Here is a 17,412-nt window from a genome sequence, read left to right on the forward strand (position 1 = left end):
CGGATGGAAAACGCAAATGAGTACTTAATCTGAGTTAAAAAAATTGATTTTTTTTGAACAAAAAAGCAATTTTGACCATTTTTTTATAAATTTGTATATTACAAGTGGGGGATAATTCGCTGTTTGTTTTAACTTATTACAAAAGTTTAAAGTGAAAAATAGTCCTAAGTTCAAATATTACAAAAGTTTGCCCTTTTTTTAAGGCTTATTGCTATATACAATTAAAAATCTGTGTTACAAAAAGACAATCTAAATGATATTTTGCAGTAATTTTCGGGCGGGAACATTGTTCTTGCAATGAAACATATTACCGTCAATACTGTTGCCAGATCTATGATCTTGGCCGCAGTCGTCATGTCCGGACATTTCCAGGCCTCGACTATCACCACTGCGCAGGGAGTTTTAAATGGTCAGGGCAAATTCCAAAAACAAATAAATAGTTTATCTTCGGCTCATGTTGTTGAACAAAATTCGATTAACGATCAATTTGCAATCAGAGCTGAAGCTGATAAAAAAATTGCTGCACAAGAAGCAGCAAAGAAAGAGGCTGAACAAAAAAAAGCCCAAGAAGCCAAACAAGCAGCTGAGGCAAAGGCACAAGCACAACGCGCAGCCGAACAGAGAGCAGCAGCTCAACGGGCTGCCCAAGTTCGTCCAACCAGTTATCAAGTCAATTCTGCTGCATCAAGCGGCAGTTACGGCGTTACGGGAAATGCATCCAAAGAATGGATTAAATCAATCGAGTCCGGTGGCAATCCTAATGCAGCTAACGGCCAATATCAGGGCTTGTTCCAAATGGGTTCACAGGCTGCAGCTAGTTACGGCGGCTATTCGGGTTCGGCAGCAGATCGTTATGTTGCGGCACGCTATGGATCGTGGGAAGCCGCAGCTGAGCACCATCGTATTTACGGCTGGTATTAAATGAGTGAAATGCTTCTTGAATTGAAGCATTTTTTTTCGTCCTGTTTTAGAATATGACTATGCTAAATGATCAGAAACACTTACTGGTAGTTTCTTTTGACGCTTTGGGAGAACTGGATACAAAGAACCATTTGGATTTAATGCCGAATTTAAAAGCCTTGATTGATAGTGGCACGCATGTCGAAAAAGTATTTGGTATCTATCCGACCCTGACTTATCCGAGCCATACGACAATTGTGACAGGAGACTATCCCAGTCGGCACGGTATTGTGAATAATACGCTGACGCAATTATCCCGCGGGCTATCGCCTGATTGGTATTGGTGGGCTAAGTATATTAAAAAACCGACGCTTTACCAATTAGCTCATGAAAATAAGATGACTGTGGCAGCGTTTTTGTGGCCTGTTACGGCAGGCAGCCCGGCCATTAAATATAATATCGCTGAAATTTTTCCTAATCGAATTTGGCAGAATCAATATACGCAGTCTTTTCGCGCTAGCTCGCCTTTTTTTACGATTCACATGAATTCGTTGTTTGGCAAAATGCGTCATGGTATTTCACAGCCGCAATTGGATGACTTTGTTACAGCATCGGCTGTCTGGACACTGAGACACAAATTTCCGAATCTGACCCTGATTCATTTGGTAGATTTGGATTCAATGCGTCACCATTATGGCGTCGAATCACCGGAAGCATTGGCAGCCTTGTCGCGCTTGGACACACATCTTGGTTTGATGATTGAGGCACTCAAAGAAGACGGCCGCTTTAACGAGACGAATATTGTCGTTTTAGGTGATCACTATCAAATTAATGTCAGTAGCATGATCCATTTGAATTATCTGTTCAAACAAAATTCTTGGCTGGACTATGATGCCGATAAAGGCATCATTACAGACTGGCAGGTGCTGGCTAAGACAACAGACGGGTCGACCTATATCTATCTGAAAGATCCAAAAAAGGCCGCCGGAATCGCACATTTGATTAAAGATCATGCCGGTGCGGGTGTTGAAAAAGTCTACACGCATGAGGAACTGGTCAAAATGGGCGCTGATGCCAATGCCGATTTAATGGTTGAGGCCAAGCCGGGTTATTATTTCACCGATGAAGCGGCTGTTAACAACTTAATCGAAGAAGTTGATCCAAGGACGATTGGCCAGACGGATCGTTATCACGCTGTCCACGGTTTTTTGCCAGCAAAAAAAGATTATCAGACAACACTGATTTTGTCCGGACCCGGCATTAAAGAAGGGCACACCGTCAAACAGGCCCGTCTGATTGACGAGGCGCCGACTTTTGCACGCATACTCGGGCTTCAATTCAAGGAGGCAATTGATGGCAGCACAATCGATGATGTCTTCAAATAAGCAGGATAAAACAGTCGAAAACAGGCGGTTAAATAAAAGTGAATGGTCCTGGATTTTATATGATTGGGCTAATTCCAGTTTCGGCATTATCGTTGTCACGGCCGTCCTACCGATATTTTTAATGTCGGTCGGCAAAAATAGCGGTTACTCGCAAGCGTCTTCGGCAGCCTTTTGGTCATATGCAAATTCCTTCTCAACATTATTGGTTGCTTTTTCGGCACCTTTTTTAGGCGCACTGGCAGATTTTGCAGGCATGAAACGCAAATTATTCAGCAGTTTTACAATCATTGGAATTACAGCCACAGCTGCTCTGGTTTTGGCAGGGGATCAGCATTTCTGGCTGCTTCTTGGAATTTTTGCGATTGCTAATATCGGTTATTCAGCCGGCAATATTTTTTACGATTCATACTTAATCGATGTCACGACTGATGATCGCATGGATAAGGTGAGTTCGGCTGGTTACGGTTGGGGATATATGGGCGGTCTCCTGCCTTTTTCGGTTTTTTACGGTATGGTAGCTAGTGGACTTTTAAAAGGCAACACAGCTTATTATGCGGCTTTTTTGATTGCCGCGATTTGGTGGTTGCTCTGGACGCTGCCATTTTGGCAGAATGTCAGGCAAAAAAGCAGCCTGCCCCTGCCTGAGCATGCTTTCCGCTCGGCCGTTCAGGAAATTGCAGGGACCGTTAAACATTTTAAAGAAAAAGAGTATCGGCAACTGGCTGTGTTTTTGCTAGCTTATTTTTTCTACATTGATGGTGTTAACACGATTTTTACGGTTGCTTCGCCATTTGGTCTAGCAGTCGGGATTCAGCCGTCGCAGTTATTGATTGTCTTGCTGGTTGTTCAGCTGCTGGCCTTTCCATTTTCGATTTTATACGGTTATTTGGGTAGGCGAGTAGGGACTAAACGCATGCTGATCGTTGGCGTTTGCATCTACTTATTGATTGTCTGCTATGCTTTGTTTATTAATTCTGTCTTGGAATTTTGGATTTTAGCGGTACTGGTGGGAACTTCTCAAGGCGGCATTCAAGCTTTGAGCCGTTCTTATTTTGGCAAACTGCTGCCAAAGGAGCGTGCCTCGGAATTCTTTGGTTTTTTCAATATTTTTGGAAAATTTTCCGCGATTATTGGTCCGTTTCTCTTTGGTGTGACGGCTCAATTTTCTGGACATGTACAAATTGGTGCCTTTAGTATGGTCGTTTTATTCCTGTTAGGACTGATTCTTTTAGTCAGCGTCAAAGAAAATTCAGAAAAGGCTTGACCTTCGGCTCGTTTTCCCGTACTATATTTACGTTGCTTCATTGCGACACTGACCATTTGGCTCGATGGTCAAGCGGCTAAGACGTCGCCCTTTCACGGCGAAATCTCGGGTTCGATTCCCGATCGAGCTACTAAAAAAGCGTTACAAGAAATCTTGTAACGCTTTTTTGTTTTTAAGCACTAATAATTAAACGGCTGATCTTGTCGCCGGCAATCGTCATTACCATGTCGCTGGTGCCGTTATAGCCGCCTCCGGTTACTTTTAAGGTAACAATATATTCATCGCTTTTGGAACCGTCTTTGATCGAGACGAAATCGAAATGGCTCTGCTTACCGATATTGTCACTGCGATTCCAAGAAGCGACACCATTGTGCCCGCTAAAAACGCGCCCCCAATCTTCAAGATAAGCGTCTGGTGTAAAGGCGTTAACGAATGCTGTATCGTTGGCCTCATTGGTTGCTGTGATAAATGATTGAATTGCCTGAGGAATTGCTGTCATGCTTTTTGCCCTGCTTTCTGATTTGCTTTCGTCATTGACTTTGCGATGCGATTCTCAAAGAACATTGGAAAACTGCGTCCCATCAATTGCATTGCTTTGGATTGAGCGACGTTGATGCGTTTTTTGTTCTTGGCCATTCCGGCGATACCGGCTGTGACCAGCTGATTAGTTGTGATGCCTTGATTTTGAATATTTTTATTGGCTTCAAGACTGGTTCCACGCACCAAAGGCGGTACAAGTTCGACAATATGCAGCCCGGGCGCCTGTCTGCTTGCCTGGAAACGCAGGGCGTTTGTAAACATACGCAAACCGGCTTTTGTTGCCGAATAAGTTGGCGTGGCGTGCATGGAAAGATTTGCCAGTCCGGATGTAATGTTGACGATCATGGATTTTGTTTGTGCACTCAATAGGGGCAGCAATAACTGATCCATCCAAATTGTACCTTTTAGATTAATATCAATCTCCTCAGTGAGCTCTTCCGGTGCAAGCTTTGGATCAAATAGGTCTTCGGGACGCATAATTCCTGCCGAATTAATGACTATGTTCAGCTTTGGATAATCTTTTGTCATTGTCTGCACCAGTGATTTAACCGAATCCAGATCTGAAACGTCCGCTGTCAAAGCAACTAAGCCAGGATTTTCAGATAAGACCCGATCAATCTTCTTTTGAGAACGGCCGGTCACGATGACAGTATTGCCTAATTCAATCAATTTTTTGGCAAAGGCCAAGCCGATGCCGGATGTTCCGCCTGTGATTAAGATGATATTATTTGATAATTGCATTTTTTCTCCGATAAGGTTACAACTTTTATTTTTTGTAACTAAAAACAGCTTAATATTTGAAGTTACAAAAGTCAATAGTTGTCACTGACATTTTTTTGTTTTTGTAACTCCTATGCTAAAATAGGGACATGCAAAAGTTATCCGAAACATTGATTTTAACCACTGCCGAGCAGATGATTGAAGCCTCGGGGATGGAAAAAGTCTCATTATCGAATGTCGCTGAGCGGCTAGGTACTTCTCATGCGGCCTTATATAAATATTTTCAAAACAAAAAAGATTTGTGGGGTGCTCTATCGATTAAATGGTTGGACACGATTTTATCAGAGACTTTCTCGTTTGATGCTGGCCAATATTCAGACAAAGTACCATTGATTCATGATTGGCTTTGGTCTTTGAGCCGTGCCAAGTATGAAAGCTTTGTCAATGATCCGAAAATGTTTGCCTTATATACGACTTACGTCGATAACGATGAAGCATTGTTAGCTCACCATATGCAGGATTTAAATACTAAATTAGTCACTTTGACCGGTCTACCGGAGCAGGCGGCAAGTAATATTATCATGACTTTTTCCTGGTTCACTGCGCCGGCATTCTCAAAAAGTTGGGGGCAAGTGGATTTTAAGGGGCAATTTGAAAACATGTGGCAGTTTGTTTTGCCGGCGATTAGGGCTTTGCTTTAAGATATGAGCAATGTTTGCGATTTATAGTATTGAGTAATGGCAAAAATCAGAGCTTTCATCTTCCGTCGGCATGATATTTTGATTTTGACAGTTGTGGCCATCTCAGTCCTGCTGCCTTATTTGTTTGTTCATAAAATCTATAACCAGGATGATTTTCTTTTTCATAAGAATCGTCTGCTCATGTTTTATCAGGCGGTTGCGACTCATTTTGATTTTCATCCGATGGTCTTTGGTACGATGGCGAGAGGATACGGCTATGCGGCTGATCTGTTCTATCCATCTTTGTGGACACTGCCCTTTGTTATTTTTTACTATTTTGGCTTTGGCTTCATTGCCTCTTACTATGGCCTGCTTCTCGTCTATGTGATGGCGACGGCATTGATTAGTTATTATTGTGCGCTCAGTTTTTTTAAAAAACGGCAGCAGGCACTATTTGCGGCAGTATTATATACGACCAGCAGCTATTATGCGATTGATTTATTTGTTCGAGGCGCTCTGGGCGAGGCGATGGTCTATTCCTTTGTGCCGCTGTTCTTTTTAGGCTTTTATCGACTTGTCACGGATCAAAAATATGGTGTTTTTATCACGGGAATCGCGCTTGGTATTATTGCAAACATTCATTTTTTATCCGTCTACATGATTGTAGGTATTGTGATTATTTTTAATTTGCTGCTGCTTGTGCAAAAGAAATATTCACTGCGTTTTTTGTATCGGCAAACAGCCGCCTACATGCTGGCGGTTGCGTTGTCAGCATCTGTCATTCTGCCAATTATGGAGCAGATGATGGACAGCGGTTATCAGTTCATGGGCGAGGATAGGATGGCTCCTCAGGGTTTGTCTTATTCATTGGGCTCGCTAATAAGCAATTCTTTTTCAAACAGTGCTGGCGTCTGGCAGAATTTGGCTCCCAATGTTGGGCCGATTCTGGTCATAACGCTAATTTATGCTGGGCTGCATTTTGGAAGAATGGCCGCCAGAACTCGTCAATTATTCCTCATTGCATCGTCTTTTTTCGTCTTATCTAGTAACTTGTTATTTTGGTCATTTGCCGATAAGACGCTGCTTGCCAAGATCCAATTCGAATGGCGTCTCTTAACTTTTGCAACTTTATTTACTGTATTGCTGCTGACAGCGCTGGTCGGAAAAACAAAGTATCAAGTCGGATTAATGGTTTTATCAGTTTTGCTGACAGTGACATTTAATTTTAAGACTTTAGCAAATTTTCAGAATATGAGCATACACGCGACAACTGATCAGCAATTCTCAAGTTATGGCAATGAAATTATCGGTGGTGGCGAAGAGTTCGTCCCAAATGGGATTAATTATGATAAACCGCCAAAACATTTTCAGACCAGACAAGTAGCGGCTGGTAAAACCACCATCATTCCCACAGAGATAGGGGATACCATCTATCAGGCATATCATTTTCCGCAAACAACGACTGTTATTTTCCCTAAATATTATTATGACGGTTATCGTGTGACGCTTAGCAGTGGGCAAAGGGCTAAGGTGTTTTCGCATCAGGGCTATGTGGCGGCTAGAATTCCCAAAGGCCAGGGTACTTACCTTCTCACCTATAAAAAGACAGCTCTGCAAAGATTTTCTATTCTGCTTGCTAGTTTTGCCTGGCTGCTTGCTGCCGTTGCTGCCATCTTGTTGATCGCAAGGCATCGCATTTTTAAGAGCTCTCGCAACTAGTCAACCGGTTAGCTGACAAAATTGTCAGCTTTTTCCGCACCAATGTCAGAGTGGCGACTGGCGAGCCCTGTATACTCGGTTTATTGGCAACTAAGCGATAAGGGGAATTAAAAATATGCTGCTGCAAGTCAATCATTTACAGAAAATTTTTCAGACGCGTTTTAGCAAAGAGAAGACGACTGCTTTACAAGACGTGGCCTTTGGCGTCGACAAGGGCGAATATATTGCGATCATGGGTGAAAGCGGATCCGGAAAGACGACGCTGCTCAATATACTAGCAACTTTGGAAAAACCAACTTCAGGCTCCGTGATTTTAAACGATCAGGACATCACAAAAATCAAAGAAAACCAGTTAGCTGTCTATCGGCGTGAACACCTCGGTTTTATTTTCCAGGATTTCAATCTGCTGGATACACTGTCCGTGCGTGATAATATTTTTCTGCCGCTGGTTTTAGGCAGACAAAAAGCTGACGTCATGGAACAGCGTTTAGCACGGCTGGCACCAAAATTAAATATCGCAGGCCTATTAAATAAACAGCCCTTTGAACTATCCGGCGGTCAAAAGCAGCGTGTGGCAATTGCACGTGCCTTAATCACACAACCGGAATTGGTTCTCGCAGACGAACCGACAGCGGCGCTGGACTTTAAAAATAGCGAGGCTTTATTGTCTTTGCTGGAATCAATTAATCAGGCTGGCCAGACCATTTTGATGGTGACACACTCGGCGATGGCAGCCGCACATGCTAAACGCGTCCTGTTTATTAAAGATGGCCGTATTTTCCATCAACTCTACCGTGCTGATCGAGAAACAGCCCCATTCATGCAGGAAATTAGTCTCACGATGACCAATATTCTCGGAACCGAGGTGCAGTAAATGTTTTATTTAAAACTTGCTAGCCGCAATATTCGTCAGTCGCTGAGTACTTTTTTACCTTTCGGCCTTTCGAGTATAGTCATGTTTGTCATGAATCTGACAATTGCCAGTATTTTGTTCAGCCCTAGCTTGAGAAAGGTTCGGAGTGCGTCAAACGCTGCAATGATGCTGGCCTTAGGCTTAATTGTGCTGCTGATTTTCGCGACGGTTTTTATGATTTACAGTTATCGTTTCTTATTGAAAAGGCGCACGAAGGAATTCGGTCTTTACAATATTTTGGGTCTGAAAAAACAGCAGATCATCCGTATTGCTGTTTTGGAACTCTTCATGATGCTGATCGTAACTGTTGTTATTGGCAGTGCTCTTGGCGTGATCCTAGCTAAATTCCTTTACTTGATTTTGGCTAATATTCTGGGTACGAATTACTTTAATTTACAGTGGAGCCCGACAGCAATCGTGACTATCACAATCGCTTTTCTCTTTATTTATCTGCTGCTCATGATAATCAGTGCCGTCACGATTAAAAGTCAGTCCAGCTTGGAACTGCTAAAGAATGAAAGCCGCGGTGAAAAAGAACCGAAAGCACGTGTCGTCTTGGCTTTTTTGGGCATTATCTTTCTCGCTATCGGCTATTATATGGCTGTCACAGTTGCTTCGCCGCTGGATGCTTTGGTCAAATTTTTTATCGCAGTTCTATTTGTGATTGCTGGTACTTTCTTGTTCTATGTGAGCTTTACGATTTGGCTATTAAAACGCCGCAAGAAAAACAAGAAGTATTATTATCAGCCGAAACATTTTATTACCGTTTCCAGCATGCTTTATCGCATGAAGCAAAACGCCGTCGGACTAGCTAATATCACGATTTTAGTCACAATGACTTTTGTGACTCTGGCGACGACGATTGGCTTATATACGAGTATTAACGGTTTTCTGCGCGGCAGTTTCGTTCGCAATACAATGATTAATTTTAATACGACCTTACCTAAGAGCCAATCTTTAATCGGACAAGTTGCCAAGGAAAATAACATTCCGTTGAAAAACAGCATTGCTTATAGTATGTCGGATAGCCTTTATGGGTCAATCAAACAAGGCAAATTTAAGACCATCCAGCGTTTTTCGACTTTGACTGCGATTAATTTCATGACAGCTGATATGTATACGCAGCTAACTGGCAAAAAAGTCCAGTTATCCGATAATCAGGCAATCGCTTTTCCCTTAATCGGTAATTTTGACGCCAAACAGATTACTTTTGGGCAGCATCGCTTTCATATCAAAGAAAAAATCAGCAGTATGCGCAACTTTCCGACTCGCAGCCTGACGGCTTCTAATTGGCTGCTTTTAATTGTTAATTCTGAAAAACAAGTTCAGCCTATCTTAGACCAATCCGGAAAAAGAGGAAACAGCCTTAATTCAGATTTGCATTTCCAAAGCACAATCAGCATGGATTTATCTGCCAAAAATGCAGTCAAACTGGATAAAGCACTATCGGACTATCGTCTGAATGGCAGCAACCAGCCGATTCGTAAGATTTCTGATAAATCGCAGCTGGAAAGCGGCATGGGAACACCACCAAACGTGATGCGTTATGATCAGACACGTCAGGTGCTTATGTCTTTTGCTGGTGCTTTCCTCTTTATTGGTTTAATTCTGTGTTTCACCTTTGTCCTGGGCACAGCTCTGATTATTTACTACAAGCAGATTTCTGAGGGAGAACAAGACAAGCGCAGTTTCGAGATTCTCCAAGAAGTCGGTTTGAGCAAACGGGAGGTACGCCAGACAATTCGTTCACAAGTCCTGTTGGTCTTCTTCATGCCAATTGTTGTCGCGGTTTGCCACTTTGCTTTTGCTTTTGTGATGATCCAAAAATTGCTTGGTCTCTTTGTACCAACTCGATTGAGCTTATTATTACTTACCAGTGCTGCCACAATTGCGGTCGTCGCCCTTGTTTATTATCTGATTTTCAAACAGACCAGCAGAGTCTATTACCGGCTTGTTGAAAGATGATCTTAAAAGCTATCCCGAATTCGGCCTAGCTTTTTTATTTGTCCGATCAGCTGAAAATCATTAGAATAAATGTATCCAAAGCACAGGGGAGAAAAAATATGGCAATCGTATTTATTGTTGAAGATGATCCAGCAATCGTCAAACAGATCAAGACTGCCTTTAACGATTATCAGCTGCTTTCCGTGCAGGATTTTCGCAGCGTTGCCCAGGAAATTGCTGCCGCAAGGCCAGACTTGATTTTGATGGATATCAAGCTGCCGTATTTTAACGGTTTTTATTGGACCGCGGAAATCCGCAAACAGGCAACGACGCCGATTTTGTTTCTCAGCTCGGCAGATGATGACATGAACCAAGTCATGGCAATGAATATGGGTGCCGATGGTTATGTGACAAAGCCTTTTTCGATTGACTTACTGCAGGCAAAAATCAATGCCTTGCTGCGGCGGACTTACCAATTTTCCCAAACACAATTGGCTTTTCAAGAGTTCGTGCTGGCGGGCTCGGAACTAAAAAAGGGCAGTGACCGTATTGAGTTGACACCGACTGAAAGCAAACTGCTGCGTACTTTATTTGAGCATCCCAATCAAACTGTCACCAAGGAAATCTTGCTGGAAAAGCTGTGGGAATCTGATGAATACGTTGATGCCAACACTTTGCAGGTCAATATTGCCCGTATGCGCAAGAAGCTGCTGACAATTGGTTTTGATTATATCGGGACAGTTCGCGGAGTTGGTTATGTTTTGGCGTGAAAATCGTTTAGCGTTTTTCAGTGTGCTGGCTTTTATCGCTGTTATGTGTGCGACATTTTATTTGCGTCATGTGCCGCTTGAGATACTTTGGTCGGCCTTACTGTTTGGCACGACGATTTTAATTTTGTTTGTCCTTTATCGTTACTACCAATTTCGCCGCCGGCATGCAGAAAGAGTGCGTCAACTGGTGCCGGAAGTTGACTTGAAAGCTGAATCGTTGGCTGAAGCTGATATGCTGCGGCTGTTGGCTGAACAAAAAGATTTTTACGAAGCAAAGCTTGCGCGTATCACACAATTTGACGAGGAGTTGACCGATGTTGTCAGCATCTGGAGCCATCAAATGAAAGTGCCGCTGTCCGTGCTGGATTTGATGGGGCAGACTGGCGATTTCACGACTGATGATATCAAGGAACAGACTTTTCAATTAGAAAATTATTTGGATTTATTGTTAAACCATCTGCGTTTGAATCATCAGCAGACGGATTACCGTTTTACTAAGGTTCCATTAAAAGCTTTGCTACAGAGGGTGGTGCGTAAATTTGCACCTGTATTCATTAGAAAGAATCTGCGTGTTCAAATTGATGGGGATGCTGTGTGGACGACTGATGAAAAATGGCTGGCTTTGGTGCTGGAACAAATTATCAGTAATAGCGTTAAATATACGAAAAGCGGTGGTGTTGTGATTACGATTAGGCCGGATGCGATCCAAATTCAAGATACAGGGATCGGTATTTTAAAAGAGGACCTGCCGCGTTTGTTCGACCATGGTTTTACGGGCTATAACGGCCGTCGCTTTCAAAAAGCAACTGGTCTAGGCTTCTTTTTGGTAAAAGAAGTGGCCGATCACTTATCACTGACTGTGCATGTCGATTCCCAGATTAATCAGGGGACGGTGGTTACTATCGGACAAAAGAAAGCCAGTTAAAGGCAATTGACCCGTTTCGTCATGCTGATTACGCTTAAAATATGTTTATAAACGATAAGAGGAGATAGTATGGTCACCAAATTACGGCCGCTGGAACGAAAAGACTTAGGCTTTATTCATCAGTTGGATAATGAGAGGGCCACGATGGCTTTTTGGTTCGAAGAGCCTTATGAATCTTTGGATGAATTAACCACTTTGTATGACAAACATATTCATGATGAACGCGAAAGGCGTTTTGTCGTTGATGTCGATGACGAGTTTGCCGGCATTCTTGAATTAGTCGACATTGATTTTCTGCATCGCACGACTGAAATTCAGATTATCATTGATCGCTCTTTTCGCGGCAGAGGGTTGGCAACGGTCGCAATGAGAAAAGGCTTGGATTATGCCTTCAATATGATCAATATGTTCAAAGTCTATTTATTTGTTGATGTTGATAATGCTCGCGGCTTGCACGTTTACAAAAAGCTCGGTTTTGTTGAAGAGGGCAGGCTGCGCAAACATTTTTTTGCTAACGGACAGTACCATGACAGTTTTATCATGGGTATTTTCAAACAGGAAATAAAAGATTGATTTCGGTCATTAGAAAAACCGCCATTTGGCGGTTTTTCTTTCATTATTATGAATCAGGCGATCTGCACGCCAGCCTCCAAATTGTTATCTAATTTATAGATGCGTTCAACATCAATGACCACGACAGCCGCACGTGGAAAGCGATCGAATATTTTTGTCTTCGATAGAATGCTGTTGGCATAGTCATCACCTTCATGAATATGAGCTGTCCCTTCGAAACGAAAACCTTTCTGTGCTTGACGGTCAGCGACAGCGACAGCCGCCCGGCCGTTTAGGGTCAGATTGTTAAAGGCCTGCCGGAAGGTATGCTCAAAATAAATCAGATGAGTCTCATCCAAGACGTGCATAGACCCTTTTGGCCCAACCTGTGGATTCCCCTCTGCATCAGCTGTTGCTAAAAAGCAAAACTGATTTTTGACCATATCTTTCATTGCTTCAGTTAAAATTGCCATATTCATGATCTCCTAACATTTAATAAGTAACTAAGCTTATTATAGCGATTGAAATCTATTCAGCAAAATTGGCGAAATAAGAAGCACAATTTCCTGTCTATTTACCGAACAAAGTCAAAATATAATAAATCAATCCAGCGTAGAGAAACAAATCAATCAGCAGGCAAATTGGGGTGATAATGGCCACGCGTTTCATGCGTTTGCGATTATTAAGGATTAAATCTTTCAACCCAAAAGAGTTTTCTTTTGATTGCTGGGTCCAGATTTCCGTTGTGTGCAGAAAATTGAGATTTATCCAGGAAGAGACGCAGCTCATAATAAAAGCGAAGTTGAAAAAGCCTAAGGGCCAAACAAGAAATGTTGGCGAAGTTTTATCGGGGGATGTTAACATGACCCACAGGAACATGACGCCTCCAGCTATCGTGATAAGCTGGGTGATTTTCAATTTTCGTTGGCGGCTTAAGACAATCCTACCGACAATCGGACTGTTGGCAGCGTTGGGCATTTCTTTGCCTGCTTCTTTGAATTCGGAACGGATTTTTTTGAATCGGGCACTAATTTTGAATATCCAGATGATATTCAATGCGCCTAGGAACAAGAAAAAAATTTGTAGCAAGCCAAATAGCTGGAGATAGACAGTTATGGATGAAGAATTCATTGAGCCTCCCTTTGCCTAGATAATGCAGATTATATCCTTAATGAGATTTGTTTGCCGGGTGGATTAATGGGTTTTGTTACAATATTGGGCAACAATCCAAAAGAAAAGCAGGAACAATGGTGGATAATTTTAAACAAATTAAATTTCACAGCAGCGACAAGCAGTATTATGAGCAGAATTTAGTTTTGCGAAATGATGTTTTACGCAAGCCGATTGGAAAAGCACTTAAGCGAGCGGAGCTGGCGATCGAGAAAGATAATCAATTTTACGGTCTTTTGCTTGAAGATGAATTATTGGCAACGCTGAGTGTTTACGCGCTTTCGCCAACGACAGCTTGTCTTGTTGCCTTTGCAGTCCGTACGGATTTTCAAAGACAAGGATTGGGTAGCAAGCTGCTGAAATTTGTTTTAGCAGATTTAAAAACAACCGGCTATACAAACGTCACGCTGACGGCACGCGCCAGTGCACATGGTTTCTATTTAAAAAACGCATTTAAAGATATCGGGCCGCGTTATCACGATTCGCGCTTGGGTATTGATGATTATAAGATGGCCTTGACACTATAATAAGCAAGAACAGGATGAAGAAATTCGAGGTGCAAAATGCTGATTAGACCTTTAAATGTAGACGATGTTGATAATTGGTATGCGTATTTGCTTAAGGTTGCGGGACAGACATCCAACATTAGTTTTAGTACGGCGGATGTGAAGCAGCGTTTTCGCCCTGACAAAATGCGAGGCCATTTGGGCAACAACGACAGCAATATTTCTTTTGTGGCCATTACCGATGAGAAAATTGTTGGTTTAGCATCTATCAGTCGAAGATTGCTGCCCAGGTATTTAAAAAGAGGCGAATTAGCCATCAGTGTTGATGAAGATTACTGGGGGCAGGGGATTGGCAGTTCGTTGATGGCAAAAGTGATTAACTATGTCCAGCAAAGCTGGCAGCTGTCTGTGATTTATTTGGATGTTTTAACCAGTAATACACGAGCGATACGCTTGTATGAAAAATTTGGATTTAAAATATCCGGTGACTATCCACTGTTGTTAAGGATTGATGGCCATAATCAGCCCGGGAAACTCATGTATAAGCAATTATAAAGAGCTGACTCGGGCACATTAATCTGTCACAGGATCGGGATAGGCGAGAACATCTCTTTGCGCCAGCCATTGATAATATTTGTAAAGAGCCGCGAATTTGCCGGAATAAGATTTGTGCCAGGGTTTTCCCTGACCGCAAAAGTGCAGAAAAACCGTGTTTTGCACGACCCAGTCCAGATCCGTCGTGCCGCCGTTTAATAATTTATAGGCACTGAAATAACGTGTGTCGTAATTGTAAAGCACGTCAGCTACGGATTTGATTTTATCGCCGTATAGGGCATTCAAGACATCTTGATCCGGTAAAAACAGCTGCAGGCTGTTGCTGTCGATGTAATGATAAATATCGGCCATGTTGACTTGCTGACGGATTAATTTCAAATTCATCAGCAGGACACCGGAATTAAAGTAATTGTCGACATCATAGTTGCCAAGGCGGATTTTGTTGAAAGTGCGGCCGATTTTAATGCTTTCTGTGTGGCTAGCCGCGATATACAAGTTATCTTGGAAATCAGATTTGTAAAAATCTTTGAAGGGATTCAGGCATAGAAGATCACAATCCAGATAAAGAATGCGGTCCATTTGCTGGGGCAGAAAATTTTGTGCGATCAAACGATAGTAAATTGTCTGTGGATAGCGCTGGCTTTTGGGTGCTTTAGAAAAAGTGTCGTTCGGTATTTGAATCAGATGCAGAATCATGTCGAGTTTTTGACAAAAGGATTTCAGGTCAGCCAGATTATCGGAATTTTCAGTGTCAGCCAGCAGGACATAAACGTCAAACTGTTGTTTTACATTATTGCACTTGATTGAAAAGAGTGTCGTTTCCAACTGATGGACATAGTTATCTGTAATCGAAAAGAGCAGATTCATGATTTGTTTCGGGCCTCTTTATTAAGTTTATAACTAAAGCATATCTATCGCGCCCTGTTGCTGACAGTCTATTAATGGACAAAATAAAAAGGCCCGAAGACCTTTTCTCTTAATTTAATCTTGTTTTTTCTGTTGCCTTTCGGCCTCATCGACTTTTTTTATTGACTGATCTTTTTTCTTGGACCAGCCATCCCTGACATCGTCGACTTTGTCTTTGACGGCATCTTTAGCATCAGACAGCTTGCTTTTCAGATCGCCGACTGTGCTTTGAGCTTTTCCTTGAGCCTCTCTGGCCTTGTCGCCGGTGATTCTGCCTTCAGCCTCTTTAGCTTTTCCGGCGATTTGTTCCTTGAGTGAATTTGCTTTATCTTTCAATGACATTGCTTCTCCTCCTGGAAAATAGTAGTTTATCGGTTAATTGCCGATGACTTAATCCTATCAAAGGCGCGTTAAATCAAGATTAAGCGCTTACCCTGATGAGGCAGACCAGCATTTTGATCGGCCTTGCCACTTTTTTCGGTCAGCTGGCTGTGTTTGTATTAAATTAGTTATAAGAGGTGTTTTGTGCTGGAAACAACGGTTCTCGAACGACCATATATCACGATTACGAATGTAATTTGGAGTTACGATCAAATAAATGATCAGCTGCAGCTATTGTTAGTCAAACGAGCAGACGAACCCTATGAAAATTATTGGGCCTTGCCAGAGACTTTTATGCGGACTCAGGAAAGCGGCGAGACAGCTGTGCTGCGTTTGATCAAAGAGAAAATCGGTTTAAATTTATCCAGTGTCCATACGGAACAGTTAGGCACTTTTACGAATAAACTGCGTGCGCCGGATCGGCGTGTTTTATCTTTGGCCTATATGACTTTTCTGCCGGAAATGCCTGAGCTAAAGGCTGGTTATGGTGCCTTGGATGCCCACTGGTTCTCATTCTCATCACATAAAGGCCGTTTTTGCCTGACACATGGCCAATCGCGTTTTTATACAGCCGCAGAGGATGATGAAGCTGTCTACTACGAACATCTAAATGCCTTGTCGCCTCAGACGGACTTAGCTTTTGACCATGAATGGATTGTCAAATCTGCTTGTCAGAGAATTAAAAACAAACTGGATTACCAGCCAAACATTCTGCTGGTTTTAGGTGATACTTTTACGCTCAAAAAAGCACGATCAGTGTTTGCCGCCTTTTTGCAGCTGCCGATTGTTAAGATTGATAATTCTAATTTCAAAAAAACACATCAGCATTTATTCCAAGAAGTTGGCACCAGCAATAGCAGATATAAAGGCCGGCCGGCTAAGCTCTACCATTTATCTTATTTGATCGAGTAGCAATTTAATCAGTTTCATCGAACATGGCAGACTTCTTTGTATAAAATTCATAAGACAGTAGGGACAAACCGATCGCGCCGGCAACGATGCCAGCGTACATGAAATTTGATATCTGAAGATTAACAAGGCAGACGGTGACAATTAAGGCGTTGCTCAGATAACAGCTGACCACATAAATAATTCTGAAAAGGCGGTTAACATCGACGAAGACACAGATGCCTTGGAAAGTGTTTAGCAGCGCGATGAAAATGGCTGTGTAAATCGAAATAGTCGAAATGAGATTACGGTTATCACTGATAGGGAATTCTTGAATATTCGTGACGATCAGCGAAAAAACCAGTTGTAGGGCAACTGTGGCGATTAAAAATTTTTTTAAGAAAATAAAAATCTGCAGAAACGGTCTGCCATTATACATGAATGTGCTCCTTTGGGTCTTAGTGTTCATTATATTTATTTTTGCCATTTTGTGCTTTTTTAATATTTCGACCATCTAATGATGCGAAAACGGACGTTTTTTCTTGTTTTTGCGTCATTATTCGTCGAAATTGGCATTAGAATGAGTCCCTGTGAGTAGTCCATTTTTTAATGGGCAAGCAGTTTTTTATTTTTAGTACGTCTAGCGGAGAGAGATGTTTAATAAAAGAAATAAAATCATACGTAAAAATACTGG

General features: G+C 42.2%; 20 protein-coding genes and 1 tRNA gene. 14 read left to right on the forward strand and 7 right to left on the reverse strand.

The annotated features are described in order from the left end of the window. The first annotated feature begins 297 nt into the window (after nucleotides 1–297). The 4 genes from ABF487_RS02580 to ABF487_RS02595 all read left to right on the forward strand — a co-directional run bounded on the left by ABF487_RS02580 (nucleotide 298) and on the right by ABF487_RS02595 (nucleotide 3,679). Complete coding sequence (locus ABF487_RS02580; protein ID WP_263778593.1) at nucleotides 298–921, forward strand: cell surface protein; 624 nt, start codon at nucleotides 298–300, stop codon at nucleotides 919–921. 59 nt (nucleotides 922–980) lie between these two features. After that, nucleotides 981–2,285 (forward strand): alkaline phosphatase family protein, encoded by a 1,305-nt coding sequence (locus ABF487_RS02585; RefSeq protein ID WP_415634394.1) that lies wholly within the window; start codon nucleotides 981–983, stop codon nucleotides 2,283–2,285. Then, the gene (locus tag ABF487_RS02590) at nucleotides 2,254–3,549 is read left to right on the forward strand and encodes an MFS transporter (protein ID WP_415634395.1); all 1,296 of its coding nucleotides are present in this window, start codon (nucleotides 2,254–2,256) and stop codon (nucleotides 3,547–3,549) included. The genes ABF487_RS02585 and ABF487_RS02590 overlap by 32 nt, the downstream gene beginning before the upstream one ends. Before the next feature lie 58 nt (nucleotides 3,550–3,607). Next, nucleotides 3,608–3,679, forward strand: a tRNA-Glu gene (locus tag ABF487_RS02595). Nucleotides 3,680–3,721: 42 nt separating this feature from the next. On the opposite strand, the gene ABF487_RS02600 is transcribed toward ABF487_RS02595, so the two are convergent. Next, the gene (locus ABF487_RS02600) at nucleotides 3,722–4,048 is read right to left on the reverse strand and encodes a nuclear transport factor 2 family protein (RefSeq protein WP_415634396.1); all 327 of its coding nucleotides are present in this window, start codon (nucleotides 4,046–4,048) and stop codon (nucleotides 3,722–3,724) included. Beyond that, on the reverse strand, nucleotides 4,045–4,830 hold the full coding sequence (locus ABF487_RS02605; RefSeq protein WP_415634397.1) for an SDR family oxidoreductase: 786 nt from the start codon (nucleotides 4,828–4,830) through the stop codon (nucleotides 4,045–4,047). The genes ABF487_RS02600 and ABF487_RS02605 overlap by 4 nt, the downstream gene beginning before the upstream one ends. Before the next feature lie 128 nt (nucleotides 4,831–4,958). Between ABF487_RS02605 and ABF487_RS02610 the strand changes: the two genes are divergently transcribed. The 7 genes from ABF487_RS02610 to ABF487_RS02640 all read left to right on the forward strand — a co-directional run bounded on the left by ABF487_RS02610 (nucleotide 4,959) and on the right by ABF487_RS02640 (nucleotide 12,333). Continuing rightward, entirely contained in the window at nucleotides 4,959–5,510 is a 552-nt protein-coding gene (locus tag ABF487_RS02610; protein WP_415634398.1) for a TetR family transcriptional regulator, read from the forward strand. Nucleotides 5,511–5,546: 36 nt separating this feature from the next. Next, nucleotides 5,547–7,208: a hypothetical protein gene (locus ABF487_RS02615; protein WP_415634399.1), complete on the forward strand. Its 1,662-nt coding sequence runs from the start codon at nucleotides 5,547–5,549 to the stop codon at nucleotides 7,206–7,208. Nucleotides 7,209–7,323: 115 nt separating this feature from the next. Continuing rightward, on the forward strand, nucleotides 7,324–8,082 hold the full coding sequence (locus ABF487_RS02620) for an ABC transporter ATP-binding protein (RefSeq protein WP_415634400.1): 759 nt from the start codon (nucleotides 7,324–7,326) through the stop codon (nucleotides 8,080–8,082). Next, on the forward strand, nucleotides 8,083–10,086 hold the full coding sequence (locus ABF487_RS02625; RefSeq protein WP_415634401.1) for an FtsX-like permease family protein: 2,004 nt from the start codon (nucleotides 8,083–8,085) through the stop codon (nucleotides 10,084–10,086). A gap of 98 nt (nucleotides 10,087–10,184) precedes the next feature. Further along, entirely contained in the window at nucleotides 10,185–10,835 is a 651-nt protein-coding gene (locus ABF487_RS02630) for a response regulator transcription factor (RefSeq protein WP_263778602.1), read from the forward strand. Then, nucleotides 10,822–11,760, forward strand: coding sequence for a sensor histidine kinase (locus ABF487_RS02635; protein WP_415634402.1), 939 nt, complete (start codon nucleotides 10,822–10,824; stop codon nucleotides 11,758–11,760). Before ABF487_RS02630 ends, ABF487_RS02635 begins: the two co-directional genes overlap by 14 nt. 69 nt (nucleotides 11,761–11,829) lie before the next feature. Then, a complete protein-coding gene (locus ABF487_RS02640; RefSeq protein WP_007746949.1) occupies nucleotides 11,830–12,333 on the forward strand; it encodes a GNAT family N-acetyltransferase in 504 nt (167 codons plus the stop codon). Between the two features lie 53 nt (nucleotides 12,334–12,386). On the opposite strand, the gene ABF487_RS02645 is transcribed toward ABF487_RS02640, so the two are convergent. Continuing rightward, nucleotides 12,387–12,785 (reverse strand): pyridoxamine 5'-phosphate oxidase family protein, encoded by a 399-nt coding sequence (locus tag ABF487_RS02645; RefSeq protein ID WP_415633161.1) that lies wholly within the window; start codon nucleotides 12,783–12,785, stop codon nucleotides 12,387–12,389. A gap of 97 nt (nucleotides 12,786–12,882) precedes the next feature. Beyond that, entirely contained in the window at nucleotides 12,883–13,443 is a 561-nt protein-coding gene (locus ABF487_RS02650; protein WP_263778606.1) for a hypothetical protein, read from the reverse strand. A 116-nt stretch (nucleotides 13,444–13,559) separates the two neighbouring features. On the opposite strand from ABF487_RS02650, the gene ABF487_RS02655 reads away from it, so the two are divergent. Both ABF487_RS02655 and ABF487_RS02660 read left to right on the forward strand, forming a co-directional pair. Beyond that, the gene (locus ABF487_RS02655; RefSeq protein ID WP_415633160.1) at nucleotides 13,560–14,009 is read left to right on the forward strand and encodes a GNAT family N-acetyltransferase; all 450 of its coding nucleotides are present in this window, start codon (nucleotides 13,560–13,562) and stop codon (nucleotides 14,007–14,009) included. A gap of 36 nt (nucleotides 14,010–14,045) precedes the next feature. Continuing rightward, nucleotides 14,046–14,543 (forward strand): GNAT family N-acetyltransferase, encoded by a 498-nt coding sequence (locus tag ABF487_RS02660; protein WP_415634403.1) that lies wholly within the window; start codon nucleotides 14,046–14,048, stop codon nucleotides 14,541–14,543. A gap of 18 nt (nucleotides 14,544–14,561) precedes the next feature. On the opposite strand, the gene ABF487_RS02665 is transcribed toward ABF487_RS02660, so the two are convergent. Continuing rightward, on the reverse strand, nucleotides 14,562–15,410 hold the full coding sequence (locus ABF487_RS02665) for a glycosyltransferase family 8 protein (protein WP_415633158.1): 849 nt from the start codon (nucleotides 15,408–15,410) through the stop codon (nucleotides 14,562–14,564). A 114-nt stretch (nucleotides 15,411–15,524) separates the two neighbouring features. After that, nucleotides 15,525–15,791, reverse strand: coding sequence for a CsbD family protein (locus ABF487_RS02670; RefSeq protein WP_415633157.1), 267 nt, complete (start codon nucleotides 15,789–15,791; stop codon nucleotides 15,525–15,527). A gap of 183 nt (nucleotides 15,792–15,974) precedes the next feature. Between ABF487_RS02670 and ABF487_RS02675 the strand changes: the two genes are divergently transcribed. Further along, nucleotides 15,975–16,742, forward strand: a complete 768-nt coding sequence (locus ABF487_RS02675) for an NrtR DNA-binding winged helix domain-containing protein (RefSeq protein WP_415634404.1) — start codon at nucleotides 15,975–15,977, stop codon at nucleotides 16,740–16,742. Nucleotides 16,743–16,746: 4 nt separating this feature from the next. On the opposite strand, the gene ABF487_RS02680 is transcribed toward ABF487_RS02675, so the two are convergent. Next, entirely contained in the window at nucleotides 16,747–17,157 is a 411-nt protein-coding gene (locus tag ABF487_RS02680; protein ID WP_263778612.1) for a hypothetical protein, read from the reverse strand. Nucleotides 17,158–17,412: the final 255 nt, after the last annotated feature.

The organism is Oenococcus sp., assembly GCF_047725585.1.
GTDB lineage: Bacteria > Bacillota > Bacilli > Lactobacillales > Lactobacillaceae > Oenococcus > Oenococcus kitaharae_A.

Bases quoted from the DNA above. Each gene is read 5' to 3' on its own strand.
- ABF487_RS02610 (WP_415634398.1), top strand. From the start codon at position 4,959: ATGCAAAAGTTATCCGAAACATTGATTTTAACCACTGCCGAGCAGATG.
- ABF487_RS02585 (WP_415634394.1), top strand. From the start codon at position 981: ATGCTAAATGATCAGAAACACTTACTGGTAGTTTCTTTTGACGCTTTG.
- ABF487_RS02655 (WP_415633160.1), top strand. From the start codon at position 13,560: ATGGTGGATAATTTTAAACAAATTAAATTTCACAGCAGCGACAAGCAG.
- ABF487_RS02660 (WP_415634403.1), top strand. From the start codon at position 14,046: ATGCTGATTAGACCTTTAAATGTAGACGATGTTGATAATTGGTATGCG.
- ABF487_RS02665 (WP_415633158.1), bottom strand. From the start codon at position 15,410: ATGAATCTGCTCTTTTCGATTACAGATAACTATGTCCATCAGTTGGAA.
- ABF487_RS02680 (WP_263778612.1), bottom strand. From the start codon at position 17,157: ATGTATAATGGCAGACCGTTTCTGCAGATTTTTATTTTCTTAAAAAAA.
- ABF487_RS02605 (WP_415634397.1), bottom strand. From the start codon at position 4,830: ATGCAATTATCAAATAATATCATCTTAATCACAGGCGGAACATCCGGC.
- ABF487_RS02645 (WP_415633161.1), bottom strand. From the start codon at position 12,785: ATGGCAATTTTAACTGAAGCAATGAAAGATATGGTCAAAAATCAGTTT.
- ABF487_RS02590 (WP_415634395.1), top strand. From the start codon at position 2,254: ATGGCAGCACAATCGATGATGTCTTCAAATAAGCAGGATAAAACAGTC.
- ABF487_RS02650 (WP_263778606.1), bottom strand. From the start codon at position 13,443: ATGAATTCTTCATCCATAACTGTCTATCTCCAGCTATTTGGCTTGCTA.
- ABF487_RS02630 (WP_263778602.1), top strand. From the start codon at position 10,185: ATGGCAATCGTATTTATTGTTGAAGATGATCCAGCAATCGTCAAACAG.
- ABF487_RS02635 (WP_415634402.1), top strand. From the start codon at position 10,822: ATGTTTTGGCGTGAAAATCGTTTAGCGTTTTTCAGTGTGCTGGCTTTT.
- ABF487_RS02600 (WP_415634396.1), bottom strand. From the start codon at position 4,048: ATGACAGCAATTCCTCAGGCAATTCAATCATTTATCACAGCAACCAAT.
- ABF487_RS02615 (WP_415634399.1), top strand. From the start codon at position 5,547: ATGGCAAAAATCAGAGCTTTCATCTTCCGTCGGCATGATATTTTGATT.
- ABF487_RS02625 (WP_415634401.1), top strand. From the start codon at position 8,083: ATGTTTTATTTAAAACTTGCTAGCCGCAATATTCGTCAGTCGCTGAGT.
- ABF487_RS02580 (WP_263778593.1), top strand. From the start codon at position 298: ATGAAACATATTACCGTCAATACTGTTGCCAGATCTATGATCTTGGCC.
- ABF487_RS02640 (WP_007746949.1), top strand. From the start codon at position 11,830: ATGGTCACCAAATTACGGCCGCTGGAACGAAAAGACTTAGGCTTTATT.
- ABF487_RS02670 (WP_415633157.1), bottom strand. From the start codon at position 15,791: ATGTCATTGAAAGATAAAGCAAATTCACTCAAGGAACAAATCGCCGGA.
- ABF487_RS02620 (WP_415634400.1), top strand. From the start codon at position 7,324: ATGCTGCTGCAAGTCAATCATTTACAGAAAATTTTTCAGACGCGTTTT.